At 65.2% G+C, this 25,351-nt stretch carries 23 protein-coding genes and 1 pseudogene; 7 read left to right on the top strand and 17 right to left on the bottom strand.

The genetic code is table 11. The annotated features are described in order from the left end of the window. Nucleotides 1-21 precede the first annotated feature (21 nt). The 12 genes from GEV37_RS09365 to GEV37_RS09310 all read right to left on the bottom strand — a co-directional run bounded on the left by GEV37_RS09365 (nt 22) and on the right by GEV37_RS09310 (nt 12,974). A complete protein-coding gene (locus GEV37_RS09365) occupies nt 22-1,122 on the bottom strand; it encodes an amino acid ABC transporter permease (RefSeq protein WP_227389970.1) in 1,101 nt (366 codons plus the stop codon). A gap of 19 nt (nt 1,123-1,141) precedes the next feature. Next, on the bottom strand, nt 1,142-2,332 hold the full coding sequence (locus GEV37_RS09360) for an amino acid ABC transporter permease (protein ID WP_227389969.1): 1,191 nt from the start codon (nt 2,330-2,332) through the stop codon (nt 1,142-1,144). Nucleotides 2,333-2,430: 98 nt separating this feature from the next. After that, nucleotides 2,431-3,456 carry an amino acid ABC transporter substrate-binding protein gene (locus GEV37_RS09355; protein ID WP_227389968.1) on the bottom strand — a complete coding sequence of 342 codons (1,026 nt, stop codon included), beginning with the start codon at nt 3,454-3,456 and terminating at the stop codon, nt 2,431-2,433. Nucleotides 3,457-3,709: 253 nt separating this feature from the next. Continuing rightward, complete coding sequence (locus GEV37_RS09350; protein ID WP_386111342.1) at nt 3,710-4,735, bottom strand: amino acid ABC transporter substrate-binding protein; 1,026 nt, start codon at nt 4,733-4,735, stop codon at nt 3,710-3,712. 101 nt (nt 4,736-4,836) lie between these two features. Further along, nucleotides 4,837-5,697: a polyamine aminopropyltransferase gene (speE, locus tag GEV37_RS09345; protein WP_227389966.1), complete on the bottom strand. Its 861-nt coding sequence runs from the start codon at nt 5,695-5,697 to the stop codon at nt 4,837-4,839. Continuing rightward, nucleotides 5,694-6,800, bottom strand: a complete 1,107-nt coding sequence (hemE, locus tag GEV37_RS09340) for a uroporphyrinogen decarboxylase (RefSeq protein WP_227389965.1) — start codon at nt 6,798-6,800, stop codon at nt 5,694-5,696. Before hemE ends, speE begins: the two co-directional genes overlap by 4 nt. Before the next feature lie 115 nt (nt 6,801-6,915). Beyond that, nucleotides 6,916-7,329, bottom strand: a complete 414-nt coding sequence (mnhG, locus tag GEV37_RS09335; RefSeq protein WP_227389964.1) for a monovalent cation/H(+) antiporter subunit G — start codon at nt 7,327-7,329, stop codon at nt 6,916-6,918. Continuing rightward, complete coding sequence (locus GEV37_RS09330) at nt 7,326-7,604, bottom strand: K+/H+ antiporter subunit F (RefSeq protein WP_301282930.1); 279 nt, start codon at nt 7,602-7,604, stop codon at nt 7,326-7,328. The genes mnhG and GEV37_RS09330 overlap by 4 nt, the downstream gene beginning before the upstream one ends. Nucleotides 7,605-7,616: 12 nt before the next feature. Continuing rightward, on the bottom strand, nt 7,617-8,111 hold the full coding sequence (locus tag GEV37_RS09325; RefSeq protein WP_227389963.1) for a Na+/H+ antiporter subunit E: 495 nt from the start codon (nt 8,109-8,111) through the stop codon (nt 7,617-7,619). Continuing rightward, on the bottom strand, nt 8,108-9,727 hold the full coding sequence (locus GEV37_RS09320; protein ID WP_227389962.1) for a monovalent cation/H+ antiporter subunit D: 1,620 nt from the start codon (nt 9,725-9,727) through the stop codon (nt 8,108-8,110). Before GEV37_RS09320 ends, GEV37_RS09325 begins: the two co-directional genes overlap by 4 nt. Then, complete coding sequence (locus GEV37_RS09315) at nt 9,727-10,068, bottom strand: Na+/H+ antiporter subunit C (RefSeq protein WP_227389961.1); 342 nt, start codon at nt 10,066-10,068, stop codon at nt 9,727-9,729. The genes GEV37_RS09320 and GEV37_RS09315 overlap by 1 nt, the downstream gene beginning before the upstream one ends. Continuing rightward, entirely contained in the window at nt 10,068-12,974 is a 2,907-nt protein-coding gene (locus tag GEV37_RS09310) for a monovalent cation/H+ antiporter subunit A (RefSeq protein WP_227389960.1), read from the bottom strand. The genes GEV37_RS09315 and GEV37_RS09310 overlap by 1 nt, the downstream gene beginning before the upstream one ends. 215 nt (nt 12,975-13,189) lie before the next feature. On the opposite strand from GEV37_RS09310, the gene ribA reads away from it, so the two are divergent. After that, nucleotides 13,190-13,825: a GTP cyclohydrolase II gene (ribA, locus tag GEV37_RS09305; protein WP_227389959.1), complete on the top strand. Its 636-nt coding sequence runs from the start codon at nt 13,190-13,192 to the stop codon at nt 13,823-13,825. Here the strand turns inward: ribA and GEV37_RS09300 are convergent. Next, nucleotides 13,822-14,454 (bottom strand): glutathione S-transferase family protein, encoded by a 633-nt coding sequence (locus GEV37_RS09300; protein WP_227389958.1) that lies wholly within the window; start codon nt 14,452-14,454, stop codon nt 13,822-13,824. The genes ribA and GEV37_RS09300 overlap by 4 nt on opposite strands. Before the next feature lie 183 nt (nt 14,455-14,637). Between GEV37_RS09300 and GEV37_RS09295 the strand changes: the two genes are divergently transcribed. Continuing rightward, the gene (locus GEV37_RS09295; protein ID WP_227389957.1) at nt 14,638-16,962 is read left to right on the top strand and encodes an FdhF/YdeP family oxidoreductase; all 2,325 of its coding nucleotides are present in this window, start codon (nt 14,638-14,640) and stop codon (nt 16,960-16,962) included. Beyond that, a complete protein-coding gene (locus tag GEV37_RS09290; protein ID WP_227389956.1) occupies nt 16,955-17,245 on the top strand; it encodes a MarR family transcriptional regulator in 291 nt (96 codons plus the stop codon). Before GEV37_RS09295 ends, GEV37_RS09290 begins: the two co-directional genes overlap by 8 nt. A 94-nt stretch (nt 17,246-17,339) precedes the next feature. Here the strand turns inward: GEV37_RS09290 and dxs are convergent, their stop codons facing one another. From dxs to GEV37_RS09275, 3 genes are read right to left on the bottom strand one after another with little or no spacing between them, the layout of a single operon-like run. Next, nucleotides 17,340-19,271: a 1-deoxy-D-xylulose-5-phosphate synthase gene (dxs, locus tag GEV37_RS09285; protein WP_227389955.1), complete on the bottom strand. Its 1,932-nt coding sequence runs from the start codon at nt 19,269-19,271 to the stop codon at nt 17,340-17,342. A gap of 59 nt (nt 19,272-19,330) precedes the next feature. After that, nucleotides 19,331-20,221, bottom strand: a complete 891-nt coding sequence (locus GEV37_RS09280) for a farnesyl diphosphate synthase (protein WP_227389954.1) — start codon at nt 20,219-20,221, stop codon at nt 19,331-19,333. Next, nucleotides 20,215-20,508: an exodeoxyribonuclease VII small subunit gene (locus tag GEV37_RS09275; RefSeq protein WP_227389953.1), complete on the bottom strand. Its 294-nt coding sequence runs from the start codon at nt 20,506-20,508 to the stop codon at nt 20,215-20,217. The genes GEV37_RS09280 and GEV37_RS09275 overlap by 7 nt, the downstream gene beginning before the upstream one ends. Nucleotides 20,509-20,755: 247 nt before the next feature. Here GEV37_RS09275 and serA point away from each other — a divergent pair, with 247 nt between their 5' ends. Further along, a complete protein-coding gene (gene serA / locus GEV37_RS09270; RefSeq protein ID WP_227389952.1) occupies nt 20,756-21,994 on the top strand; it encodes a phosphoglycerate dehydrogenase in 1,239 nt (412 codons plus the stop codon). 74 nt (nt 21,995-22,068) lie between these two features. Here serA and GEV37_RS09265 read toward each other — a convergent pair. Next, nucleotides 22,069-22,754, bottom strand: a pseudogene (locus GEV37_RS09265) (pirin family protein). A 221-nt stretch (nt 22,755-22,975) separates the two neighbouring features. Here GEV37_RS09265 and trhO point away from each other — a divergent pair. The 3 genes from trhO to GEV37_RS09250 all read left to right on the top strand — a co-directional run bounded on the left by trhO (nt 22,976) and on the right by GEV37_RS09250 (nt 25,348). Beyond that, entirely contained in the window at nt 22,976-23,923 is a 948-nt protein-coding gene (gene trhO, locus GEV37_RS09260) for an oxygen-dependent tRNA uridine(34) hydroxylase TrhO (RefSeq protein WP_227389951.1), read from the top strand. Between the two features lie 149 nt (nt 23,924-24,072). Next, nucleotides 24,073-24,891 carry an IclR family transcriptional regulator domain-containing protein gene (locus GEV37_RS09255; RefSeq protein ID WP_227389950.1) on the top strand — a complete coding sequence of 273 codons (819 nt, stop codon included), beginning with the start codon at nt 24,073-24,075 and terminating at the stop codon, nt 24,889-24,891. 25 nt (nt 24,892-24,916) lie between these two features. Further along, nucleotides 24,917-25,348, top strand: a complete 432-nt coding sequence (locus tag GEV37_RS09250; RefSeq protein WP_227389949.1) for a YqaA family protein — start codon at nt 24,917-24,919, stop codon at nt 25,346-25,348. Nucleotides 25,349-25,351 lie beyond the last annotated feature (3 nt).

Raw genomic sequence — 25,351 nt, 5'->3', positions numbered from 1 at the left:
TCCTTGAATCAAATAGCGGCGTTAGCGCTTGTGGCCGGTGTTGAGGCGGCGTTCGAGATACTGGCTGTAGCGCGACATGCTGAAACAGAAGATCCAGAACATGAACGCGGCGAACACATAGCCTTCCAGCGAGAAACCCAGCCAGCGGGAGTCGGAAAGCGCGGCCTGGACGATACCCAGAAGATCGAAGAGCCCGATGATCATCACCAGCGTCGTGTCCTTGAACAGTGAAATGAAGGTATTTACGATGCCGGGAATCATCATCTTGAGCGCCTGAGGCATGACGATCAGCCCCATGCGTTTCCAGTAGGTCATGCCCAGGGCCGCGGCGGCCTCCTCCTGGCCCTTGGGAATCGCCTGAAGCCCGCCGCGAATCACCTCGGCCATATAGGCGCTCTGAAACAGCGTGATGCCGATCAGCGCTCGCACCAGCCGGTCCACGGTGATGCCCGTGGGGAGAAACAGCGGCAGCATGACCGAGGCCATGAACAGTACCGTGATCAACGGCACGCCGCGCCAGAATTCGATGAACACCACCGAGAAGCTCTTGACGATGGGCATGTTCGAGCGCCGGCCCAGCGCCAGCACGATGCCGATGGGCAGGGCCCCCACCATGCCGACAGTGGCCAGCAGCAGCGTGAGCATCAGCCCGCCCCAGCGGTGGGTGGGTACCCGGGGCAGGTCGAAGTAGCCGCCGTACAGCAGCACGAAGGCGATCACCGGGAACACCAGCAGCGCGAAGGCCGCTACCCAGCGCTTGAAGGGCAGGCGCGGAATGGCGAGCCAGGCGATCAGCGTGAAGAAGCCTGCGAAGACGATGTTGGCCCGCCAGATCTCCGAGCGGGGGTAGAGCCCGTAGATGAACTGAGTGAAGCGCGCATTGATGAACACCCAGCACGCGCCCTCCCGGGAGCAGTCGTCCCGGGTGGTGCCCACCCAGTCGGCGTCGATGAACGCCCACTGCACCGTGGGCACCACCAGCAGGTAGAGCACGTACAGGCCGATCAACGTGAACAGCGTGTTGATGGGGCCGTTGAAGAGGTGGGTGCGCAGCCACGCCACGGGGCCGAGGGTGTTTCTCGGGGCCGGGCGCGGGTCGATCATGGTGCGATTATGGATCATGGTTTGTTTCCACCCTTGCCTAGCGTTCGACCAGCGCCACGCGGGCGTTGAACCAGTTCATGAACATGGAGACCGTGAGGCTGATACTCAGATAGACCGCCATGGTCATGGCGATGACCTCGATGGCCTGGCCGGTCTGGTTCAGCGTGGTACCGGCGAACACCGACACGAGATCCGGGTAGCCGATGGCGGTTGCCAGCGACGAGTTCTTGATCAGGTTCAGGTACTGGCTGGTCAGTGGCGGAATGATCACGCGCATGGCCTGGGGAATGACCACCAGTCGCAGGATCAGGTTACGCGGCAGGCTCAAGGCCTGGGCGGCCTCGGTCTGGCCGTGGGAGATCGCCTGAATGCCCGAGCGCACGATCTCGGCGATGAACGAGGCGGTGTAGATCGAAAGCGCGAGCCACAGCGCCAGAAACTCCGGAATCACCGTCACGCCGCCGCGAAAGTTGAAGCCTCTGAGCTCGGGCACGTCCCAGGTGATCGGCACCCCCGAGGCCACCAGCACCAGAAGCGGCAGGCCGAGGATCAGCGCAAACGACAGCCAGTAGGCCGGCAGGCGCTTGCCGGTAGCCTCGTGACGGCGCTTGTTCCAGACGATCAGCGCGATGCTCGCAGCGATCGCCACCCCGAAGGCCAGCGGAATCAGCCCGAAGCCGGATTCGAACAGGGGCTCGGGCAGGTAGAGCCCGCGCACGTTCAAGAAAAACACTTCACCGAAGGAGAGGCTGTCCCGGGCCCCGGGCAGCGTGCGCAGCACGGCGAAGTACCAGAAGAAGATCTGCAGCAGCAGAGGAATGTTACGAAAGGTCTCGATGTAGGCGGCGGCCAGCTTGGCGATGAGCCAGTTGGGCGAGAGCCTGGCAATGCCGACGATGAAACCGATGAGGGTGGCGGCGAGCACACCGAGCCCGCCCACCAGCAACGTATTGAGCAGCCCCACGAAGAAGGTGCGCCCGTAGGTGCTTTGAGACGAATAGTCGATCAGGCTCTGGACGATGCCGAAGCCTGCGGTGTTGTCGAGAAAGCCGAAGCCCGTGGTGATGCCACGGGAGGCCAGGTTCTGCTGGGTATTGCCCACGATGTAGAGCAGGAAGGCGGCCACCGCCGCAATCACCAGCACCTGGAAGATGAGGGCGCGCTTGGCGCGGTCTCGCCAGAAAGGGGGCTTGTGGCCCATCGGACGAGCGTTGGGTCTTACGGACATGAAAAGCGTCTCCGCTGATACGGCAGAATCGATCGAAGGGCCCGCTGCCCCGCTTGTGGATTGTTGTCGGAGCGGCGGGCCGGGGTTCTACGAGACGCTTAGCGAATCGGCGGGGCGTAGTGGAAGCCGCCCTGGTTCCACAGCGCGTTGACGCCGCGCTCGATCTGAAGCGGTGAGTCCATGCCCACGTTGCGCTCGAAGCTTTCACCGTAGTTGCCGACCTGGCTTACGATGTTGTAGGCCCAGTCCGCTTCCAGCCCCATGCCTTCACCGTAGTTGCCGTCCTGACCGAGAATACGCGCCACGTCCGGGTTCTCGCTATCCATCATGTCGTCGACGTTTTCCGAGGTGATGCCGTACTCCTCGGCATTGAGCATGGCGAACAGCGACCACTTGACGATGTTGAGCCAGTTGTCATCGCCTTGGCGCACGACCGGCCCCAGAGGCTCCTTGGAGATGATCTCCGGCAGGATCATGGCGCTGTCCGGATCGTCGAGCTGGATGCGCAGCGCCGCCAACTGAGAGGTGTCAGAGGTCAGCACGTCGCAACGCCCGGCCTGGAAGCCGCCCACGGTCTGCTCGGAGGTGTCGAACACGATCGGGTCGAAGGCCATGTCGTTGGCACGGAAGTAGTCCGCCACGTTGAGCTCGGTGGTGGTGCCGGACTGGATGCAGATCGCCGCCCCGTCGAGCTCGTCGGCGCCGCTGATGCCCAGGTCGCGGTTGATCATGAAGCCGATGCCGTCGTAGAAGGTCACGCCGGTGAAGTTGAGACCGAGGGTAGTATCGCGGGTGGTGGTCCAGGTGGTGTTACGAGAAAGGACGTCGATTTCGCCGGACTGCAGCGCCGTGAAGCGCTCAACGGCGTTGAGCGAGACGTAGTTCACCGCGTTCGCGTCTCCCAGCACCGCCGCCGCGACCGCCCGGCACACGTCGACGTCGAGACCCTGCCATTCGCCGCTGTCGTCCGGCGCGGAGAAGCCCGGCAGACCATCGCTCACACCACACTGTACGGCGCCTCGTGAGCGCGTCTCTTCCAGCGTATCCGCCTGAACGTTCGCCATACCAGATAGGGTGATGGCGCCGGCGGAGGCCAGCAGTACCACGTGTTTCTTGTTAAGCATGGTTGTTTCCCTTCCTCGTTTTATACGTATCGTTGTACATGTCAGCGCATGTCACCCATAACGCTAGCAAGGAAGATGCCAGAAGCGGCACGGGGACTCATTCAGCGCTTTTCAACGCTAAAGGGCCGACGTTGGGACCAAAGTTGTGCTGTAAAATGGAGCGGGATCGACTAGCGGGAGCACCCTTTTGGTGCGCTGGCCGAAGAAAGATGACTCATTCGGCCAGCAAAAACAGTCGGCTAGTGCGCGGAGGTCAGCGAATCGGGGGCGCGTAGTGCAACCCGCCGTCGCGCCATAGCGCGTTCAGCCCGCGGCCGATATTAAACGGTGAGCCTGCCCCAACGCTGCGTTCGAATACCTCGGCGTAATTGCCGACCTGCTTGACGATCTGGTAGGCCCAGTCCGCCGCAAGCCCCATGCCTTCGCCGTAATCTCCGTCGCGACCCAGAAGGCGCATCACGTCCGGGGAGTCGTCGTCGAGCATGTCGTCCACGTTGGCCTGGGTCACCCCGAGCTCCTCGGCATTGAGCAGCGCATAAAGCGACCACTTGACGATGTTGAACCACTGATCGTCCCCCTGGCGCACCGCCGGGCCCAGCGGCTCCTTCGAGATGATCTCCGGCAGCACCACCGCCATGTCCGGATCAGCAAGCTGCACGCGCTGCGCATAGAGCTGGGAGGCGTCGGTACTCAACACGTCGCAGCGCCCCTCCTCGAAGCCGACGATCGACTGCTCCGGCGCATCGAAGACGACGGGATCGAAGCTCATGCCATTGAGGCGAAAGTAGTCGGAAAGATTGAGCTCGCTGGTGGTGCCGGACTGGGTGCAGACCGCCGCGCCGTCGAGTTCCTTGGCGCTCTGCACGCCGAGATCGCTTGCCACCATGAATGCCTGGCCATCAAAATAGCTCACCCCGACGAAGTGCAGCCCGAGCGTGGTGTCTCGGGTGGAGGTCCAGGTGGTGGTGCGCGAGAGCACGTCGACCTCGCCGGACTGCAGGGCCGCGAAGCGCTCGACGGAATCGAGCGGCACGAAGTCGACCCGAGCGCCTTCGCCGAGCGCGGCGGCGGCCACCGCCCGGCAGATGTCGGTATCGAGCCCCTGGTAGGTGTCCTCGTCGTCCAACGCCGAGAAGCCCGGCTGGGCGGCGTTGACCCCGCAGCGCAGCGCCCCGCGCTCCTTGACCGTCTCGAGGGTGCTGGCCAGCGCCAGACCCGGCAGTAGAAGCGCCGCCGCCAGCACGCCGGTCACTCTGTTTGATCGATGCACGTTATTCATTGTTGTTTCCCCTTGTGAAGAGGGATCGCGTGATCCGTGAAAAGGACGAAAAAAAGGCCGGGCAGTGCCCGGCCTCGTCGATACTGCAGCCTGATCCGTCGCTAGGCGAATGCGGCGCGCATGAACGGCGGCAGCGCCAGGGCGCCACGGTGGGCCTCCACCGTATAGTACTGTAGCGGCATTTCGTGGCCCGTGGCGGCCTCTTCACGAAAGCGTTCAACGCTTGCACCCTTGCCGGCGAGCGTCACGCTCCACCAGCCGGAGGGATAGACCGGCTGCGGGAAGGGCAGGGTGGCCACGCTTTCAAAGCCCGCCGCCTGCATGTCGCTGCGCAGTTCGCGAATGATCGAGCCCGAGTGGTAGAGCGGCGACTCGCTCTGCTGCACCAGCACGCCGCCGGGCTTGAGAATCCGGTGACAGCGCTTGAGGAAATCGGTCTTGAATAGCCCCTCCGCCGGCCCCACCGGGTCGGTGGAGTCGATGATCAATACATCGATGCTCTCGTCCTCGGCGTCATCGACCCACTTCACCCCGTCGGCGAACAGAAGCTCGGCGCGCGGATCATTATTGGACTCGACCAGGCTCGGAAAGAAGCGCTCGGCGGCCTTGGTGACTTCCTCGTCGATGTCGATCTGGGTGACCTTCTCCACGCCTTCATGGCGTAGCACCTCTTTCAGCGTGCCGCAGTCGCCGCCGCCGATGATCACTACCCGCTTGGGGTCTTCGTGGGTAAAGAGCGCCGGGTGGGCGATCATCTCGTGATACAGGAAGTTGTCCCGGTCGGTGAGCATGACGCAGCCGTCGAGCACCATCAGGTTGCCGTAGGTCTCGGTGGCGTACACCTCGAGGTGCTGATAGTCGCTCTGCACGTCGAGCAGTTTCTCGCTGATCCTGAGCGCGAAGGCACTGCCGTGGCTGTCGAATACTTCGGTAAACCACTGATCCTGATTCAAATCGCTCATCGAGCGTCTCCGTCGTTCTGGTTCTGATGCTGATTCTGATGGTACTGAGGGCTGAGCTCGTGCAGCGCGTCCATGAAGGCGCTGACGTTGTTCGGGTGGGTGAACTGACTGATGCCGTGGCCCAGGTTGAAGACGTGGCCGGGGCCCGCGCCGTAGCTCTCCAGCACCCGGGCGACCTCGGCGCGAATCGCGGACGGGCGGGCGAAGAGCACGTTGGGGTCCAGGTTGCCCTGCAGCGCTACCTTGTGACCGATGCGGGCGCGGGCGTCTGAAAGCTCCGTGGTCCAGTCGAGACCCACCGCATCGGCACCGGCGCAGGCGATGTGCTCGAGCCACTGACCGCCGTTCTTGGTGAACAGGATCACCGGCACGCGGCGGCCGTCGTGCTCGCGAATCAGGCCGGAGACGATCTGCTCCATGTAGCGCAGCGAGAACTCCAGATACGCGGGTGTCGACAGCGACCCGCCCCAGGTGTCGAAGATCTGCACCGCCTGGGCGCCGGCGCGAATCTGGGCGTTCAGGTAGTCGGTCACCGCCTGGGCCAGGATGTCGAGCAGCTGGTGCATGGCGTCCGGGGTGTCGTAGAGCATGGTTTTCAGGTGGCGAAAATCCTTGCTCGAGCCGCCTTCGACCATGTAAGTGGCCAGCGTCCAGGGGCTGCCCGAAAAGCCGATCAGCGGCACGCGGCCATTGAGCTCGCGGCGAATGGTGGAGACGGCGCGCATCACGTAGTCCAGGTCACGCTCGGCGTCGGGGGCGGCCAGTGCCGCCACGTCCTGCGGAGTGCGCACGGTCTTTCTGAATTTCGGCCCCTCTCCGGTCTCGAAGTAGAGCCCCAGGCCCATGGCGTCGGGAATCGTCAGGATGTCGGAAAACAGGATCGCCGCGTCGAGCGGAAAGCGCTCCAGGGGCTGCAGGGTCACTTCGCAGGCCAGGTCGTGGTTGCGGCACAGGTCCATGAAGCTACCCGCGTGGGCGCGGCGCTCGCGGTATTCCGGCAGGTAGCGCCCGGCCTGGCGCATCATCCAGACCGGGGTGCGGTCCACGGGCTGGCGCGCCAGCGCGCGAAGGAAGCGGTCGTTGTGCAGGGGAGTCGTGGTCATGACAAGGCTCTTGGACAGTGGGCGGGCCGCGCTCGAAAGGCGGCCAGTATACGTCAGATCCCGGCAGGCGTCTGGGGCGGCGAAGACCGGCGGTCGTGGGCGCCTCGCCGCCGCATCACTTCTTCGCCGACAAGGACTTTTTCGTCGAGAAAGGATAGACCTCGCTGGCCTCGCCGTCCTTGACCGCGGGGGGCGTCTTGCCCCGCTCCCGGGCACGCAGGTCACGGTACACGGCGGTGCGCATGATCAGCATGGCGACCACCGGCGCGGTCAGCATGATGAACGCGGTGATCAGCACCTCATGGATCACCAACCGGGACTGGAGCGCCGAGAAGTAGATCATGGAGGCCACGAGAATGGCGCCGGTACCGAGGGTGATGGTGATGGCAGGCCCGTGGATGCGCTGGAAAAAGTGCGGCAACTTTACCAAACCTAACGCGCCGATCAAGACGATGGCGCTTCCCAGCAGCAGCAGAAGCGTCACCGGCAGGCTGACCCAGACCGGGAGGGTGTCGAGTTCCGGGGTCATTCGATCACCTCGCCGCGCATCAGGAACTTGGTCAGGGCGACGGTGGAGACGAAGCCCGTCAGGGCGATCAGCATCGCCGCTTCGAAATAGATGATGCTGGCAAAGCGCAGGCCGAGGGCCAGGGCCAGCAGCATGGCGCACATCCAAAGGGTGTCGAGGGCGAGCACCCGGTCCTGGGCGGTGGGCCCCAGCAGCAGCCGGATCATGCACAACAGCATCGCCAGGATGACGCTCAGCAGCGTGATGTCGATGGCTAAAGAGAGCAGTGCCGTCATGGGAAACGCTCCTTATTCATGGTCGAAGATCTCGATCAATGGCTGTTCGTAGCGGGTCTTGATGGTGTCGATCCACCACTGCTCGTCGTGAAGATCGAAGACGTGCAGGGCCAGGTCGTTCGAGCCGGGCAGCTGCTCGACCCAGACCGTCCCCGGGGTCGAGTTGATCAGACACGACAGCAGCGCAAGCCCGTAGGGATCCTTGAGGTCGAGGGGGATGCGAATGAACTGGGACTCCACCCCCCTGGACTTGAACAAGATGATGCGGCTGACGTTGAAGCACGAGCGCACGATCTCCACCATCGACATGAACAGCAGCCGAGCCAGCACCCAGGGCTTGCGAAAGGGCGCCGGGGCGAGCGGGCGCAGCGGCCTGGCCAGAAGCGGCGCGGCCAGGGCGATCGCGGCGCCGAGCAGGATCTGGGCGGGGGCGATGCTCTGGCTCAGCAGAAGCCACATCACCAGCAGCGCCGCGGACAGGACTGGGGAGGGGAGCCAGCGGGTCATAGTGCGGCCTCCGTCATGGAATCACCCACCGCCTGAGACGCTTCCAGGCGCTCGAGATAGAGCGCGGGCTGACTCAGCGGCTCGGCGCTGCGTTCGAGATAGGCCAGGGTCGGTCCCGCCTGAGCGGTGAGCAGCACGCACACCAGCAAGAGTGCCGTGATCGGCATGACTTCTGAGCGCTGCAGGTGCGGGGCCACCGGGTTCTGGGCCGCCCAGAAGGTACGCACGCCAAAGCGCATCAGCGAGACGATGCCGGCGAGCCCCGACAGCACCACCAACACGATCATGACCCAGGTGGTCAGGTCGATGCCGGTGCCGGCAGGGCCTGCGTTGAGCAGGGTATGGAACAGCCCGAACTTGGCAATGAACCCGGACAGCGGCGGAAGCCCCGTGATGATCAGGGCGCAGCAGGCGAACGCCAGCCCGAGAAAGGCCAGCGCCCCGGGAATGGCCTTGCCCACGGGCTCGCCGGGCTTGTCCTCCAGGCCGAAGGCCTCCATGGTCAGCGCCAGCATGGCCGCCCCCGGCACGCGAATGCGCTCGACGAGTTCGATCAACAGCAAGAAGGCCGCCACGGCGATGGTCGAGCTGATCATGTAGAACAGCGCCACGTTGATCAGGGCCGGCTCGCCGTAGCCCACCGCCGCCAGCAGCGTGCCGGAGGAGATGACCGCGGCGTAGCCCGCCATTCGCCCGGGCTCCTGGCTCGCCAGTATGCCGATGGTGCCGAAGGCCAGGGTCGCGAGCCCGCCGACGAGCAGCAGGTCGAAGCCGAAGCCCGCCGCCGGGCCTTCGGAGAACAGCAAAAGCCAAAGGCGAATCAGCACGTAGACGCCGATCTTGGTCATCAGCACCATCATCGCCGCCACCGGGGGCGAAGCGGCGGAGTAGGTGGTCGGCAGCCAGAAGCCCAGCGGCCACATGGCGCTCTTGGTCAGAAACGCCAGGGCCAGGATGACCACGCCGATCTTCAACAGCACCAGGTCCTCCGGGTTCAGCCCTTCGAGGCGCCCGGCCAGGTCGGTCATGTTCAGCGTGCCGGCGGTGGCGTAGATCAAGGCCACCCCGATCAAGAAGAAGAACGACGCCAAGAGGTTCACCACGATGTACTGCATCCCCGCCCGGATGCGGGTGGTGTTGTAGCCGTGCAGCACCAGGCCGTAAGAAGCTGCCAGCATGACCTCGAAGAACACGAACAGGTTGAACAGGTCGTTGGTCAGAAAAGCCCCGTTGATGCCCATCATCAGAAACTGGAACAGCGAATGGAAGTGGACCCCGATCCGGCTCCAGCGGGTCATGGCGAAGATCAAAGAGGCGCTCGCCAGCACCGAGGAGAGCAGCAGCATCACTGCCGTCAGCCGGTCGACCAGCAGCACCACGCCGAACGGCGCCGCCCAGTTGGCGGACAGATACACCCCGATACCCGACGGCCAGTGCTCCTGGTCCGTCAGCAGCAGAAGGGCCACGGCGGTGCCCAGCATCGACAGGGTCGCCGCCAGGTTGATCAGGAACTTGCGCTGGTGATGGCGCTCGTTGATCAGCACGAGCCCGGCGCCGACGATCAGGGGCACCAGGATCGGTGCCAGGATCAGGTGTTGAACCCAGGAAAGACTCATCAGTGGGTCTCCTTGCCGTCGACGTGGTCGGTGCCGGTCAGACCCCGAGCGCCGATCATCACCACCAGGTACAGCGCCGTGGTGGCAAAGCCGATGACGATGGCGGTCAGCACCAGCGCCTGGGGCATCGGATCGGCATAGAGCGCCGGGTCGATGGTCCCTTCCGCCAGGGTCAGCGGCGGCCGGTTGAGGGTGAGCCGGCCCATGATGAAGATGAACAGGTTGACCGCATAGGACACCAGCAACAGGCCGGTGATGACCTGGAACGTTCGCGGGCGCAGCAGTAGCCAGACCCCGGCGCCGAACATGATGCCCATGGCGATGGCGATCACGGCTTCCATCAGAAGATCTCCTTGTGAGCGGCTGCGGCAGGCGCCGCCGTGGTGGCCGGTAAGCGGTGGCTGCGCACGGACTGGTGCGCGAGGGCGGTGAGGATGAGCAGCGTGGCCCCGACCACCACGCCGAAGACCCCCAGGTCGAAGACAAAGGCGCTGGGCAGGTGAATCTCGCCCAATACCGGCAGCGTGTAGTGGGCGGTATGGCTGGTCAGGAACGGATAGCCCAGCAGCCAGGCCCCCATGCCCGTCACGCAGGCGATCCAGAGCCCGAAGGCGATCCAGCGGTGGGGTTGCAGGCGCAGGTGGCTCTCCACCCACTGGGTACCGGCCAGCATGTACTGCACGATGATGGCGACGGAGAAGGTCAACCCGGCCACGAAGCCGCCACCGGGCAGGTTATGTCCGCGAATGAAGAAGTAGGCGGCGATGACCCCCATGATCGGCAGCAGCAGGCGCAGGTAGACGCTGGGCACCTTCAGGTAGCCGGTCTCCACCTGCTGAATCGGTGTCTGCCCTGCCGCGGGGTCGACGCTGTTGGTCTGCTGGGCGGGAATCGGCAGGCTTTCCGGGGCCGGGCGAAAGCGCCGCAGCAGGGCGTAGACTGTCAGAGCAACGATGGCCAGCACCGCGATCTCGCCCAGAGTGTCGATGCTCCGGAAATCCACCAGCAGCACGTTGACCACATTGCTGCCGCCGCCTTCGCTCAGGGCGCGGGTCAGGAAGAAGTCGGAAATCCCCCCGGTGGAGGGGCCGCGCAGCAGCGCGACGTAGCTGACCAGCGCCATGGCGAGGCCCGCGCAGACCGCCACCACCATGTCCCGGGCGCGGCGCAGCCGCGCGCGCCGGGACGTGGTGATGTTCAGCTCCCGCGGGGTGATCCGCGGCGGCAGCCAGCGCAGACCCAGCAGGATCAGCACCGTCGTGATGGTCTCCACCATGAGCTGGGTCAGCGCCAGGTCCGGCGCCGAGAGCCACAGGAAGGCCAGACTCACGGTGATCCCGACGCCCCCGACCAGGCTCAACGCTGCCAGGCGGTGGTACTTGGCCTGCCAGGCCGCCCCGAGGGCGCAGACGGCGCCAATCACCCAGAGCCCGGCGAACAACCAGGAGAACTCGCCGTTGGCGGGCAGAGCGAGAAGGGATACCGGGCGCACGATCAGCGTCGGCACCGCCAGCAGCAGCACAATCATCAGCAGAAGCTGGGGCTGCAGGCGACGGGTACCCAGCAGTTTCTCCAGAAGCGAAGCGCTGGCGGACAAGCGAAGCATGGTGTCCTCGTAGGCCTGCTTGCCGTTGAAGCGCCCGAGAAAGGGCACGTAGGTGGACTGGATCAATCCGTAGCGTGTTCGCAGCCACACGTACAGCGCCACGCCCCCGACCAGGGCGAGAAGACTCATCGCCAGCGGCAGATTGAAGCCGTGCCATACCGCCAGACTGTAGTAGGGGGTGTCCTCGCCGAGCACCGATGTGACGGCAGCGCTCAGAAACGGACCGATGCTCAGGCCCGGAATGATGCCCACGATCAAACAGCACAGCACCAGAAACTCCACGGGGAAGCGCATCCAGCGCGGCGGCTCGTGGGGTTGCCTGGGCAGATCCTGGGGCTGACGGCCGAAGAAAACATAGATGAAGCGTAGCGAGTAAGCCACCCCGAAGATACCCATCAAGACGGCGGCAATGGACATGCCCCAGTTGCGGGCCGAACCCACCGCCAGCGCCTCGGCAAAGAACATCTCCTTGGAGATGAAACCGTTGAGCAGAGGCACGCCGGCCATGGCGGCACTGGCGACGATCGCCAGGGTCGCGGTATAGGGCAGCGACGCATAGAGCCCGCGAAGATGGCGCATGTCCCGGGTGCCGGTCTCGTGATCGATGATGCCCGCCGCCATGAACAACGAGGCCTTGAATGTCGCGTGGTTGAAGGTATGAAAGACCGCGGCGACCAGCGCCAGCGGGGTGCCGATACCGAGCAGGACGGTGATCAGCCCGAGGTGGCTGATGGTCGAGTAGGCGAGCAGCCCCTTCAGGTCGTGCTGGAAGATGGCGGTGAAGGCACCGATCAGCATGGTGCAGGCCCCGGCTCCCATGATGATCCATGTCCACTCCGGCGTACCCGAGAGAGCCGGCCACAGGCGCATCAGCAAGAACACGCCGGCCTTGACCATGGTAGCGGAGTGCAGAAACGCCGAGACCGGGGTCGGTGCCGCCATGGCGTGAGGAAGCCAGAAGTGGAACGGGAACTGAGCGCTCTTGGTCAGCGCGCCGAGGGCGACCAGCACCAGCATGGGAAGGTACAGGTCGTGCTCGCGAATCAGGTCCCCGGAGGCCAGTACGACGTCCAGCGAGTAGCTGCCCACCATGTGCCCGAGCAGCAAGACCCCGATCAACAGACAAAGCCCGCCGCTGGCGGTGACGGTAAAGGCCATGCGTGCGCCGCGCCGGGCATCGGCGCGGTGGTGCCAGTAGCCGATGAGCAGAAACGAGGTCACGCTGGTCAACTCCCAGAACACGACCAGTTGGATGAGGTTGCCCGACAGCACCACCCCGAGCATCGAGCCCATGAAGGCGAGCAGAAAGGAGAAGAAGCGCGGTACCGGGTCCTTCGGCGACATGTAGTAGCGCGCATAGATGACCACGAGCAGCCCGATTCCCTGGATCAGCATGGCGAACAGCCACGCCAGCCCATCCATGCGCAGCACCAGGTTCAGCCCGAACGCCGGCAGCCAGCCGAACTCGCGCTGCACCACGCCGTTCGTGCCCAGCTGGGTGTACAGGTAGCTTGTAACCAGAAGCCCGGATAGCGCCACGATACCCGCCAGCCACGACTCGCGGTTACGGGCATCCGCCGGCAGCAAGGCGGCGACGAGACTGGCAATGAAAGGCCCTGCAATCAATGAAAGTAGCAGCATGGGAATCCAGAGTGATCGGTGACGTTATAGCGTGGAAAATACGTGATTGAAGGTAATATTACTTCAAGTGCGATGAAATTTTCATGTCCTCGTATTGCGACGACTCGTCGCAAGGCCCTCAAGGCCTGCCCGATCATCCCTCGTGAGACGCGCCCGGCTTCCTGTTAAACTAGGCCCCTGTTCCATACCGTTTTGGTTGATCCGTGGAGTAATACGTGACCATTCGCTTCATTGCCGCTTCCCGGCTGCCCACTCCCTGGGCCACATTCACCATGCACGGCTTCGAAGACGACGCGACGGGCAAGGACCATATTGCCCTGACCTTGGGGGATGTGACGGGCGAGGCTCCGGTGCTGGGGCGCGTGCACTCCGAGTGCCTGACCGGCGACGCGCTCTTCTCCATGCGCTGCGATTGCGGCTACCAGCTTCAGGAAGCGCTCAAGCGCATTGCCGAAGAGGGGCGCGGGGTACTCCTGTACCTGCGACAGGAAGGCCGCGGTATCGGGCTTTTGAACAAGATCCGTGCCTACCACCTGCAGGACCAGGGGGCAGACACCGTCGAGGCCAACGAGCGCCTGGGGTTTGGTGCCGACATGCGCCGCTATGATCTGTGCGTGCCCATGCTCGATCACCTGGGCATTCAGGCACTGAAACTGATGACCAACAACCCGCGCAAGGTGAGTGCACTTACCCAGGACGGTGTCAACGTTGTCGAACGCTTAGCGATCACCACCGGGCTCAACCCCCACAACGAGCAGTACCTGGCCACCAAGGCGGGCAAGCTCGGCCACATGATGGCGCTGGACGATTTCACTCAGGCCCAGGACGTCGACATCGAACGCAACTCCTAGGCCGGACGCTCGGCGGCGGCCTTTTCGCGCGCGATGGCACCGTGCAGTGCCGGGCGTTGGCGATGACGCGCGCGGTAGTCGAGCAGGGCCTGAGGCAAGCGGTGTTTCATGCTTTCGGCCCACTGCAGCGTATGAGTCAGGAAGATGTCTGCCAGGCTGAAGGCGTCGCCCACCAGATACTCGCCGCCGGTATAGCGGCGCTCGAGCGCTTTCAAGGCGCGCTCGAACTCCCAGGCGCAGGTCGGAATGACCGCCGGGATGCGCTTGTTCTCGGGCAGGGCGAAGGTGTGCTTGGCCTGATTCCACAAAGGCTGCTCCAGCTCGGTGACGATGAAGCTCAGCCACTGCTCCACCTGCGCGCGCTCGGCGGTGTCCTTGGACAGCAGCATGGCCTCATCATCGTAGCGCTCGGCCAGGTAGCGACAAATCGCCACGGACTCGAACAGCACCAGGGCGCCGTCTTCGAGCACCGGCAGCTTGCCGTCCGGGTGGCGTGCCAGGTGTGCAGGCGAGCGACCCTCGCCCTTGTCCAGCGCCACGTGTTCGCAGCGGTACTCGAGCCCCAGCTCCTCGAGCGTCCAGGTGGCGCGCAGCGAGCGGGAGTGAGGAAAGGTGTAAACCGTCAGCATGATCGATTCCTTGCGTTTGCGTGAGGAAGCTTAGACCTCGAAGATTAAGACGCCGAACAGAACATTGCCATGGCCGGCGTGTCCCATCGTCATGCCGCGGCGCTTTCGCTTTCGAAGATGACTGTTAGACTTTCAGCGATATCGCTGTCCGGCGCCCCGCCCCTGACCTCCTGGAGATGCATCATGGCCTCACCCAACCCCGATACGTCCGTCCGCAAGAAAGCGGTCGAGCACGACCCCGCCGTTGGCGAGTATCACAACCCGGCGGGCGGATGGGGAGCGCTCAAGGCAGTGAGCCAGCATCTTCTCCACAGCCGGTCGCCGGCGGCCAATGCCCGGGCGCTGTTGAAGCTCAACCAGCCCGACGGCTTCGACTGCCCCGGCTGCGCCTGGGGCGACCCGGAGCACGGCTCCTCCTTCGAGTTCTGCGAGAACGGCGTGAAAGCAGTGACCTGGGAGGCGACCGCCAAGCGGGTCAAGCGCGACTTCTTCGCCCGCCACAGCGTCACCGAGCTCAAGACCTGGGACGACTACCGCCTGGAGGACCAGGGGCGGCTGATCGAGCCGATGGTCTACAACGCAGAGACCGACCACTTCGAACCCATCGGCTGGGAGGCGGCGCTGGATCTCGTCGCCGCCGAGCTCAAGGCGCTACCCACCCCGGATGACGCGATCTTCTACACCTCCGGCAAGGCGTGCAACGAATCCGCCTACGTCTTCCAGCTTCTGGCGCGGCTCTATGGCACCAACAATCTGCCGGACTGCTCCAACATGTGCCACGAGGCGAGCGGCGTGGCGCTGGGCGAGGCGCTGGGCACCGGCAAGGGCAGCGTGCGCCTGGAGGATTTCGAGCACGCCGAGGCGATCTTCGTGTTCGGCCAGAACCCGGGCACCAACCACCCGCGCATGCTGGGTACCCTGCGCGAGGCCGCCGAGCGAGGCGCGACCATCGCCAGCTTCAATCCGCTGCGCGAGCGCGGCCTCGAGAAGTTCGCCGACCCGCAGAAGCCGCTGGAGATGCTGCATAACGGCAGCCACCGTATCAGCTCGCACTACTTCTGCCCCAAGCTCGGCGGCGACATGGCGGCGGTGCGTGGCATCGCCAAGGCGCTGTTCGAGCGCGAGGCAACTGGCGAGACGGTGCTCGACCACGCTTTCCTTAGCGAGCACACTGCGCACTTCGAGGCCTACAAGGCGCGGGTGGAGGCGACGCCCTGGGCCGCGCTCGAGGCCCAGTCCGGACTCCTGCGGCGCGAGATGGAAGAAGCCGCCGAGCTCTACGCCCGCTCGAACGCGACGATCATCTGCTGGGCAATGGGCATCACCCAGCACGTGCACTCGGTGGCCACGGTGCGCGAGATCGTCAACCTCTTGATGCTGCGCGGCAACCTCGGGCGCCCCGGCACCGGTACCTCGCCGGTGCGCGGACACTCCAACGTCCAGGGGGATCGCACCATGGGCATCTTCGAGAAGCCGTCCGATGAGCTTCTCGACGCCCTGGAGGCGCGCTACAAGACGCCCATGCCTCGCGAACATGGGGTCGACTCCGTCGCTGCGGTGGTAGCGATGCGCGACCGCCCGGGCAAGGTGTTCGTCGGTCTTGCCGGCAACTTCACCCGGGCGATCTCCGACAGCCAGGTGGCCGAGGCGGCGATGGCCAGCTGCCGGCTCACCGCCTTCATCGGTACCAAGCTCAACCGCAGCCATCTGGTGACCGGCCGCAAGGCGCTGATCCTGCCCTGCCTTGGGCGTAGCGAGATCGACAAGACCGGCGGCAAGACCCAGCTGATCACCGTCGAGGACTCGATGAGCATGGTCCACGGCTCCGCCGGTATCAATCGCCCGGCAAGCCCCGGCCTGCCCTCGGAAGTGGAGATACTGACCCGGCTCGGCGAGCGCTTGGTCGGCAGCGAGGCGGTGGAGTGGGCGGCAATGCGTGCCGACTACGACGTGATCCGTGACCACGTGGCCGAGGTGATCCCGGGCTTCGACGACTTCAACGCCCGGGTGCGCGTGCCACGCGGCTTCTGGCTGGGCAACCCCACCGCCGAGCGCCACTTTCCCACTGCAAGCGGCAAGGCCGAGTTTTCCGATGCGCCGCTGCCCGAGCGCATCATGCACCAGCAGATGGCCGAACGCGAAGGCTGGCTGACGCTTCAGACCCTGCGCTCCCACGACCAGTACAACACCACCGTCTACGGCTACAACGACCGCTACCGGGGCATCGAGAACGGCCGCCAGGTGGTGTTTCTGAACCCGACGGACATCGAGCGCCTGGGCGTCTCGGTGGGGCAGTGGGTAGATCTGGTGGGGGAATCGGAGGATGGTATCATCCGCCGGGTCGAGGGCTTCAAGGTAGTGGCCTATGACACCCCGGCCGGCTGCGCGGCGGCCTACTACCCGGAAACCAACCCGCTGGTGCCGCTCTCGCACAAGGGTGAGGGTAGCCACACGCCAGCGTATAAATCCATCGCCATTCGCCTCGAACCCAACGCCCGCATTGCCTGATACCGCGACGCTCGAACGCGCGCTGAAGAATCTTCAGCGCGCCCATCCCTCGCTCGATGCACTGCAAGCGCTGGTGCTGCTCGCCCTCGATGACCAGGGGAAAGACGGGCTCTCCAGCGCGCTTCTTTCGCGGCGGCTCGGTATCGAGCACGCGCTGATCCGCCGCGCGCTGGCCGAGCTCGAAGTCCAAGGATGGGTGCACCTCACCGCCGGCGGCGGGGCGTCGCCGGCGCTGCGCGTCACGCTTGCGCGCTCACTGCCAGGCGCCGCGCCGTACACCTGAACGAGACAGGCAATGCGATGCGTGCTCGATACGCAAACGGGCAGGCCCAGGGGCCTGCCCGTTTGCGTGCAGCGAGGCGTGACTGGCGAAGCGCCTAGCGCTGCAGCCGCGCCAAGCGCTTTTCGATTGCCGCCTGAATGCCCTCGACGTCCAGCCCGCAGTCGTGAAGGAGCTCCTCCGGGGTGCCGTGCTCGACGAAGCTGTCGGGCAGGCCGAGATTCAGCACGCTCGCCGCCACGTTCTCGGCGTGGAGCAGTTCATTGACCGCGCTGCCGGCGCCGCCGGCCACCACGTTCTCTTCTAGCGTCACCAGCAGGTCGTGCTCGGCGGCGGCGGTGAGCACCGCGTCGCGGTCCAGCGGCTTGATGGTGCGCATGTTGAGGTGGGTGGCGTCGAGCGCCTCGGCGACCTCGGCAGCGGGGACATTCATGCTGCCGAATGCCAGCAGCGCGATCCTGGGGCCGTCGCCCTCGGCGCGGCGGCGCGTCTCGGCGCGGCCGATGGTCAGGGGCTCCAAGTGCTCGGGAACGGCCACACCCGGGCCGGTGCCGCGCGGGTAGCGCACCGCCGCCGGGCCCTCGTACTGGTAGGCGGCACTCAACATGGCGCGGCACTCGGCTTCGTCCGCCGGGGCCAGGATCACCAGGTTGGGCACGCAGCGCAGAAACGAGATATCCATGCTGCCGTGGTGGGTCGGGCCATCCTCGCCGACCAGGCCCGCACGGTCGATGGCGAAGGTGACATCCAGCCCCTGCACCGCCACGTCGTGAATCAACTGGTCATAGCCGCGCTGCAGGAAGGTAGAGTAGATCGCCACCACCGGCTTGATGCCCTCGCAGGCCATGCCGGCAGCGAGCGTGACCGCGTGCTGCTCGGCGATCGCCACATCGAAGTAGCGCTCCGGGTACTCCTTCGAGAAGCGGATCAAGTCCGAGCCTTCGCGCATCGCCGGCGTGATGCCCATCAGTCGCGCATCGGCGGCGGCCATGTCGCACAGCCAGTGGCCGAACACGTTGCAGTACTTCTGCTTGGGGGCGGCGGGCGCGGCGGCGGGCTTTTTCGCCTCGGCCTGGGCAGCGCGGGGTTTTTCCAGTTTGGTGATGGCGTGGTAGCCGATCTGGTCGGCTTCTGCCGGCAGAAAGCCCTTGCCCTTGACGGTCTTGATATGCAGGAACTGCGGGCCGCTCTGGCCGCGCAGCATGCTCAGGGTGTCGGTCAGCGCGTCCAGGTCGTGGCCGTCGATGGGGCCGACGTAGTTGAAGCCGAGCTCCTCGAACAACGTGGCGGGGCTGACGAAGCCCTTCATGTGCTCTTCGGTGCGCTTGGCGAGCTTGAGCGCGCCGGGCAGATGCGAAAGCACCTTCTTGCCCTCTTCGCGCATCTTGAGATACGGCTTGCTTGCCAGCATCCGTGCGAGATACGTGGCCAGGCCCCCGACGTTCTCGGAGATCGACATCTCGTTGTCGTTGAGCACTACCAGCAGGTTGGCATCGACGTGGCCGGCGTGGGTCAATGCCTCGAAGGCCATGCCGGCGGTCAGGGCGCCGTCGCCGATGATCGCGCAGACGCGGCGGTCGTCGTTTTGCGCGCGAGCGGCCAGCGCCATGCCAAGGGCGGCCGAGATTGAGGTACTCGAGTGGCCCACGCCGAAGGTGTCGAACTCGGATTCGGCGCGGCGCGGAAAGGCGGCCAGGCCGCCGTGCTGGCGGATGCCAGTCATCGCCTCGCGCCGCCCGGTGAGGATCTTGTGCGGGTAGGCCTGGTGGCCCACGTCCCATACCAGCCGGTCCTTCGGGGTATGGTAGACGTGATGCAGCGCCACGCTGAGCTCGACTACGCCGAGCCCAGCGCCGAAGTGTCCGCCGGAAACCCCCACGCTATAGAGCAGGTAGGCGCGCAGCTCGTCGGCAAGCGTGGCGAGTTGGGCGTCGTTCATGGCCCGCAGCGCGGCGGGGTGATCAAAGGAGTCGAGCAGCGGCGTTGCCGGGCGCTCGCGGGGTATCTCGTCGAACAGCTTCATGGGCATGTTTTCACGGTCTTCTTTGCGGGCTCTTGCATCGCGGCGAGCGTATGCAGGGCCATTGTTCAGTGGTCGCGCTCGATCATGTAGCGGGCCAGATCGATCAGCGGCGCGGCGCCTTCGCCCAGCGGCGCCAGGGCGGCGATGGCCTCATCGGTCAGCTCGCGCGCCTTGGCGCGAGCGCCCTCCAGGCCCAAAAGGCTCGAATAGGTGGGCTTGGCTCTGGCGGCATCGGCGCCGGAGGTCTTGCCGAGCGTGGCGGTATCGCCGGTCACGTCCAGCACGTCGTCGTGAATCTGGAAGGCTAGACCAACCGCGCGGGCGTAGCGAGCAAGTGCCGTCAGGCGCGAATCGTCTTCCTCGACGGCGACGAGCCCGCCCATCCGTACCGCCGCCTCGATCAGCGCGCCGGTCTTGTGGGCATGCATGTGGGCGAGCGCCGCGACGTCGGGAAGCCCGCCCACGGCAGCCAGATCCAACGCCTGGCCCGCCACCATGCCCTGGCGCCCGGAGGCGACGGCCAGCGTCGTGACCAGTGCCGCCAGGCGCGGATGGCTGGCCTTCGCCAGCACCTCGAAGGCCAGCGCCTGCAGGGCGTCGCCGGCGAGAATCGCGGTGGCCTCGTCATACGCCTTGTGGACGGTCGGCTGGCCGCGGCGCAGATCGTCGTCGTCCATGGCGGGCAGGTCGTCGTGGATCAGGGAGTAGGCGTGGATCAGCTCGATGGCCGCCGCCGGGGCGTCGAGGTCATCGTCCGATGCGCCCAGCGCCCGGCCCGAAAGGTAGACCAGCAGCGGCCGCAGGCGCTTGCCGCCGACCAGCAGCCCGTGGTGCATCGCCTGCTCCAGGCGCGCGTCGACGGCGGGGGCAGAAAACAGCGCCTCGAGAGACGCATCGACCCGGGCGTTGCTGGCCTGGCGGTGTTCGCTCAGGCGGGTGAGGGTCTGGCTTACCATGGCGGCGTCTGCTCCTGGTCGTCGTCGGGGGCGTCGCCCGAGGCGCTTGGCGGTTGATCGAACGGCGCCACGCGCAGCTGGCCGTCCGCATCTTCGGTCAGAGCGCGCACCTTGAGCTCTGCGCGGTCCAGGCGTGCCTGGGCGTCGCGGGTGAGTTTCACGCCCTGCTCGAAGGCGCCGAGCGCTTCCTCCAGCGAAAGCTCGCCGGATTCGAGCCGTTCCACCAGGGTTTCAAGCGCTGAAACCGTGGTGGCGAAATCCTGTTCGGGGGGAGTGCTGTCGCTCATTGACCCTAGCCTGCCTGTTGGCGCCCGTTCGAGGCGGCGTACCTGCCCGCCCACCGTAAACGCACAGTATACACCGAGGCCGGGGGGTGGCGTCTGCCCTCCGCCGCGCCGTGCGGTCAACGTGCGACACGTTCATTTTGAAAACGCACCGTTTTCATCCAGGCCCAGGCGCCCACTGTGCTACCATGGCGGCCTTTCGTGAACCGATAAACGGCGCCCGTCGCCGAGCATAGGGGTTGATTCAGCCATGGCCAAAACGTCCCTGGAAAAGAGCAAGATCAAGATCCTGCTTCTCGAGGGCGTCCACCAGAGCGCGGTGGACAATTTTCGCAACGCCGGATACGAAAACATCGAGCACCTGCCGACGTCCCTGGACGAAGAGGCGCTGATCGAGAAGATCCGCGATGTTCACTTCATCGGCATCCGCTCGCGCACCCAGCTCAACGAGCGGGTGTTCGCGGCGGCGGAAAAGCTCGTGGCCGTGGGCTGTTTCTGCATCGGCACCAACCAGGTGGACCTGAACGCCGCGCTCAAGCGGGGCGTGGTGGTGTTCAACGCTCCTTACTCCAACACCCGTTCGGTGGCGGAGCTGGTACTGGCCGAGGCCATCATGCTGCTGCGCGGCATTCCCGAGAAGAACGCTCGCGCCCACCAGGGCGGCTGGCTGAAATCCGCGGCGAACTCCCACGAGGCGCGCGGCAAGACCCTCGGTATCGTCGGCTACGGCAGCATCGGTGCACAGCTCTCGGTGCTCGCCGAGTCGCTCGGCTTCAACGTCATCTATTTCGATATCATCACCAAGCTCGGCATGGGCAACGCAAGCCAGGTCGGCAGCCTCGAGGAGCTTCTCGGTCGCTCCGACGTGGTCAGCCTGCACGTGCCGGATCTGCCCTCCACGCGCTGGATGATCGGCCAGAAGGAGATCGCGGCGATGAAGCCCGGCGCGGTGCTCATCAACGCCTCGCGCGGCAGCGTCGTCGAGATCGAGCCGCTGGCCGACGCGATCAAGTCCGGCTATCTCAATGGCGCGGCGGTGGACGTCTTCCCGGTGGAGCCCAAGGGCAACAACGAGGAGTTCGAGAGCCCGCTGCGCGGTCTCGAGAACGTGATCCTCACCCCGCACATCGGCGGCTCCACCCTCGAGGCCCAGGAGAACATCGGCATCGAGGTAGCGGAGAAACTCACCACCTACTCCGACAACGGCACCACCATCACCTCGGTCAACTTCCCCGAAGTGGCGCTGCCTGCCCACCCGGACAAGCATCGCTTGCTGCATATCCACGACAACGTGCCCGGCGTGATGTCCCAGATCAACCGCGTGCTGTCGGAAAACGGCATCAACATCTCCGGCCAGTACCTGCAGACCAACGAAAGCGTCGGCTACGTGGTGATCGACGTCGACAAGGCCTACGGCCCGCAGGCGCTCGAGGCGCTCAGGGAAGTCGAGCACACCCTGAAGATTCGCGTGCTCTACTCGGCACACTAAGCGCACCGACCCTGCGCGAACACGCAAGCGGCCTCCCTCGGGAGGCCGCTTTTTCATGCCTGGAGCCGGACGCTTCAGGCCAGATCGAACAGCAGCACATGAGCGCCTTCGGCCTGGCCGATCTCGCGCGGCTCGTCGGGGCCGAGGGCGGCGGCGTCTCCGGTCTCCAGGCGCTCGCCGTTGAGCTCGAGCGTCCCCTCCACCACGTGAAGCCAGACGTGACGCCGGGCGGGCAGCGCAGGCACCTCGCCGTCGAACAGGCCGCTGTAGAGATCGACGTCCTGATGGATGCCGACGGACCCCTCGCGCGCGTCGCGGGAGACGACCAGCCGCCACTGGCCCTGGCGCGACGCCGGCGTGAACGCCTTCTGCGCGTAGCTCGGCGCAAGCCCGAGCGCGTCCGGCTCGATCCAGATCTGAAGAAAATGCAGCCGTTGCTGCTCGAGGCGTTGTATTCGCTGTGGCGCACGCCGGTGCCGGCGCTCATGCGCTGGACATCGCCCGGGCGCATGATCTCAACGTTGCCGAGACTATCTTTGTGGGCCATTTCGCCTTTCAGCACGTAGGAGACGATCTCCATGTCGCGGTGGGCATGGGTGCCAAAGCCGTGGCCCGGGGCGACGCGGTCCTCGTTGATCACTCGCAGCGCGCGAAAGCCCATGTGGGCCGGGTCCATGTAGTGGGCAAACGAAAAGGTGTGGTGAGAGCTCAGCCAGCCGTGGTCGGCATGGCCGCGTTCCTGCGAGCGACGAATTTTCATGAATACTCTCCAGATGAAACATGTCGTTCACTATACGACCGGCCGTGGCCGCGCCGAAGTGAAGCTTTTGGCGCCCTGCGGTCGATAAAATCGACGATTGAGCCCATCGCGCCATGATCTGCGTCAAGTCGACATCGTTCACGCCGGGCGGGCGCTTTGGTAGAATGGGCGCGTTTTCAACCGGGTCCGCCCTTTGCGAGGGCGACTACCAGGAGTATGTCATGACTGTCTCTTCCCCGACGGCCCCCATCGTGGTGGCTGCGCTGTACAAGTTCGTCACCCTGAACGATTTCGAGGCACTGCGCGAGCCGCTCAGACAGACCATGGTCGACCACGGCGTGAAAGGCACGCTGCTGCTGGCCCGCGAGGGCATCAACGGTACCGTGGCCGGTTCCCGCGAAGGCATCGATGCCTTGCTGAGCTGGCTGAGTGCCGATGCGCGCCTGACGAATATCGATCACAAGGAGTCGTACTGCGACGAGATGCCCTTCTACCGCACCAAGGTGAAGCTCAAGCGCGAGATCGTCACCATGGGGATCGAGGGCGTCGACCCCAACGCGTCCGTGGGCACCTACGTCGAGCCCGAACAGTGGAACGACGTGATCAGTGATCCGGAAGTGCTGGTCATCGACACCCGCAACGACTACGAGGTGGAGATCGGCACCTTCGAAGGCGCCATCGACCCGAAGACCGCCACCTTCCGCGAGTTTCCCGACTACGTGCGCAAGCACTACGACCCGGCCAAGCACAAGAAGGTGGCCATGTTCTGCACCGGCGGCATACGCTGCGAAAAGGCCTCGAGCTTCATGCTGAACGAGGGCTTCGAGGAGGTGTATCACCTCAAGGGCGGCGTGCTGAACTATCTCGAGAAGGTGCCGGAAGAGAAATCGCTGTGGCGCGGCGAGTGCTTCGTGTTCGACAACCGCGTCACCGTGCGCCACGACCTGAGCGAAGGCGCTTTCGAGCAGTGCCACGCCTGCCGCCGGCCGATTTCCGAAGAAGACATGCGAAGCGCAGCCTATGAGCCCGGCATCAGCTGCCCGCACTGCATCGACTCGCTGCCGGAGAAGACCCGCGCTGCGGCCCGCGAGCGCCAGCGCCAGATCGAGCTTGCCCGCGCGCGCGGCGAGCCCCACCCGCTGGGCTACGATCAGCGTCAACGCGTCTGATTCGACCGCGTCACCCTCGATAGCGCCTGCATGGTGCTATCGTCGTTTTTACCCGCTTGCGTGGGATTTATTTCCGCAAACGCGACATTCGGCGGCGCCTCGCGTTATCCTGCCGGTTTTGCGTCGAAAGCGAGTGAGGAGAAGGTACGGTGAGCGAGGCCAAGCGCAGGTCAGTAGGACGCCCGGCGGGAACCGCGAAGGCAAGCGGTGGGCACAGCCAGTCGCTGGTGCGCGGCTTGACGCTGCTTGAGCATCTGGCGGCGAGCCCGCTGGGGCTGGCGCTTTCCGAGCTCGCCGAGATGGCCGAGCTTGCGCCTTCCACCACTCACCGCCTGCTGCAGGCGCTGCAGGGCCAGGGCTTCGTCACCCAGGAGAGCGAGCAGGGCCTATGGCGCATCGACGTCAAGACGTTTCGTATCGGCAACAGCTTTCTCGAGGCGCGCGACGTGGTCGCCACCAGCCGGCCGTTTCTGCGTCGGCTCACCTTGGATACCGGTGAAACCGCCAACCTTGGCATTCGCGATGGCGCAACGGCGGTGTTTCTTGCCCAGCATGAATCGACCCAGATGATGCGCATGATCACCAAGCTCGGCTCGCGGGCGCCGCTGCACGCCTCGGGCGTGGGCAAGGCGCTGCTCGCCGGCATGAGCGACGACGAGCGCGCCGAGCTCTTGAAAGGCGATACGCTGTCGCGGGTCACGCCCAACACCTTCTTCGATCCAGAGGCGATCGAGGCGGAAGTGCGCGTCATTCGTCGCCAGGGGTTTGCCTGCGATCGTGAGGAGCACGCCATCGGCCTGCACTGCGTGGCGGCGTGCATCTTCGACGAGCGGCGCATGCCGATCGCGGCGATCTCGGTTTCCGGCCCCATGGCGCGCATTCCCGAAGAGCGCCTGCTCAGCCTGGGAGCGCTCGTTCGAGAGGCGGCCAACAACATCACCGCCAAGCTCGGTGGTCGGCTGCCCTGAGCCGTCGATCCGCTAGCCTCGACTCGTGTTCAGCCTGTTCTGGATTGCGCTGCTCAGCGCAACGCTCTTGCCCGGCGGCTCCGAAGTGTGGCTCGCCCGCCAGTGGTGCCAGGGCCACACGGTACTCGCCCTCTGGTGCGTGGCCACGCTCGGCAACACCTTGGGCAGTCTCGTCAACGTGGCGCTCGGGCGCTACGCGCGCCGCTTTCGCCACCGGCGCTGGTTTCCCGCCTCACCTGCCCAGCTCGATCGCGCCGGGCGCTTCTACGCGCGCTTCGGCGCCTACAGCCTGTTGCTCAGCTGGGTACCGATCATCGGCGATCCGCTCACCGTGGTGGCTGGGCTCTTGCGGCTCTCCTGGTGGCGCGCCATCGGTTTGATCGTGCTGGCAAAGGGTGCGCGCTATGCCCTGGTACTGGCCTTCGCCGCCCAATGGCTTGCGCCTTACTGCGTTTGATCC

Source organism: Vreelandella malpeensis, assembly GCF_020622355.1.
Taxonomy (GTDB): Bacteria; Pseudomonadota; Gammaproteobacteria; order Pseudomonadales; family Halomonadaceae; genus Vreelandella; species Vreelandella malpeensis.
This window is presented reverse-complemented; position numbering and strand designations above follow the sequence as displayed.

Bases quoted from the DNA above. Each gene is read 5' to 3' on its own strand.
- GEV37_RS09365 (WP_227389970.1), bottom strand. From the start codon at position 1,122: ATGATCCATAATCGCACCATGATCGACCCGCGCCCGGCCCCGAGAAAC.
- GEV37_RS09360 (WP_227389969.1), bottom strand. From the start codon at position 2,332: ATGTCCGTAAGACCCAACGCTCGTCCGATGGGCCACAAGCCCCCTTTC.
- GEV37_RS09355 (WP_227389968.1), bottom strand. From the start codon at position 3,456: ATGCTTAACAAGAAACACGTGGTACTGCTGGCCTCCGCCGGCGCCATC.
- GEV37_RS09350 (WP_386111342.1), bottom strand. From the start codon at position 4,735: ATGAATAACGTGCATCGATCAAACAGAGTGACCGGCGTGCTGGCGGCG.
- speE (WP_227389966.1), bottom strand. From the start codon at position 5,697: ATGAGCGATTTGAATCAGGATCAGTGGTTTACCGAAGTATTCGACAGC.
- hemE (WP_227389965.1), bottom strand. From the start codon at position 6,800: ATGACCACGACTCCCCTGCACAACGACCGCTTCCTTCGCGCGCTGGCG.
- mnhG (WP_227389964.1), bottom strand. From the start codon at position 7,329: ATGACCCCGGAACTCGACACCCTCCCGGTCTGGGTCAGCCTGCCGGTG.
- GEV37_RS09330 (WP_301282930.1), bottom strand. From the start codon at position 7,604: ATGACGGCACTGCTCTCTTTAGCCATCGACATCACGCTGCTGAGCGTC.
- GEV37_RS09325 (WP_227389963.1), bottom strand. From the start codon at position 8,111: ATGACCCGCTGGCTCCCCTCCCCAGTCCTGTCCGCGGCGCTGCTGGTG.
- GEV37_RS09320 (WP_227389962.1), bottom strand. From the start codon at position 9,727: ATGAGTCTTTCCTGGGTTCAACACCTGATCCTGGCACCGATCCTGGTG.
- GEV37_RS09315 (WP_227389961.1), bottom strand. From the start codon at position 10,068: ATGGAAGCCGTGATCGCCATCGCCATGGGCATCATGTTCGGCGCCGGG.
- GEV37_RS09310 (WP_227389960.1), bottom strand. From the start codon at position 12,974: ATGCTGCTACTTTCATTGATTGCAGGGCCTTTCATTGCCAGTCTCGTC.
- GEV37_RS09300 (WP_227389958.1), bottom strand. From the start codon at position 14,454: ATGCTGACGGTTTACACCTTTCCTCACTCCCGCTCGCTGCGCGCCACC.
- GEV37_RS09295 (WP_227389957.1), top strand. From the start codon at position 14,638: ATGGCCTCACCCAACCCCGATACGTCCGTCCGCAAGAAAGCGGTCGAG.
- dxs (WP_227389955.1), bottom strand. From the start codon at position 19,271: ATGCCCATGAAGCTGTTCGACGAGATACCCCGCGAGCGCCCGGCAACG.
- GEV37_RS09280 (WP_227389954.1), bottom strand. From the start codon at position 20,221: ATGGTAAGCCAGACCCTCACCCGCCTGAGCGAACACCGCCAGGCCAGC.
- GEV37_RS09275 (WP_227389953.1), bottom strand. From the start codon at position 20,508: ATGAGCGACAGCACTCCCCCCGAACAGGATTTCGCCACCACGGTTTCA.
- serA (WP_227389952.1), top strand. From the start codon at position 20,756: ATGGCCAAAACGTCCCTGGAAAAGAGCAAGATCAAGATCCTGCTTCTC.
- trhO (WP_227389951.1), top strand. From the start codon at position 22,976: ATGACTGTCTCTTCCCCGACGGCCCCCATCGTGGTGGCTGCGCTGTAC.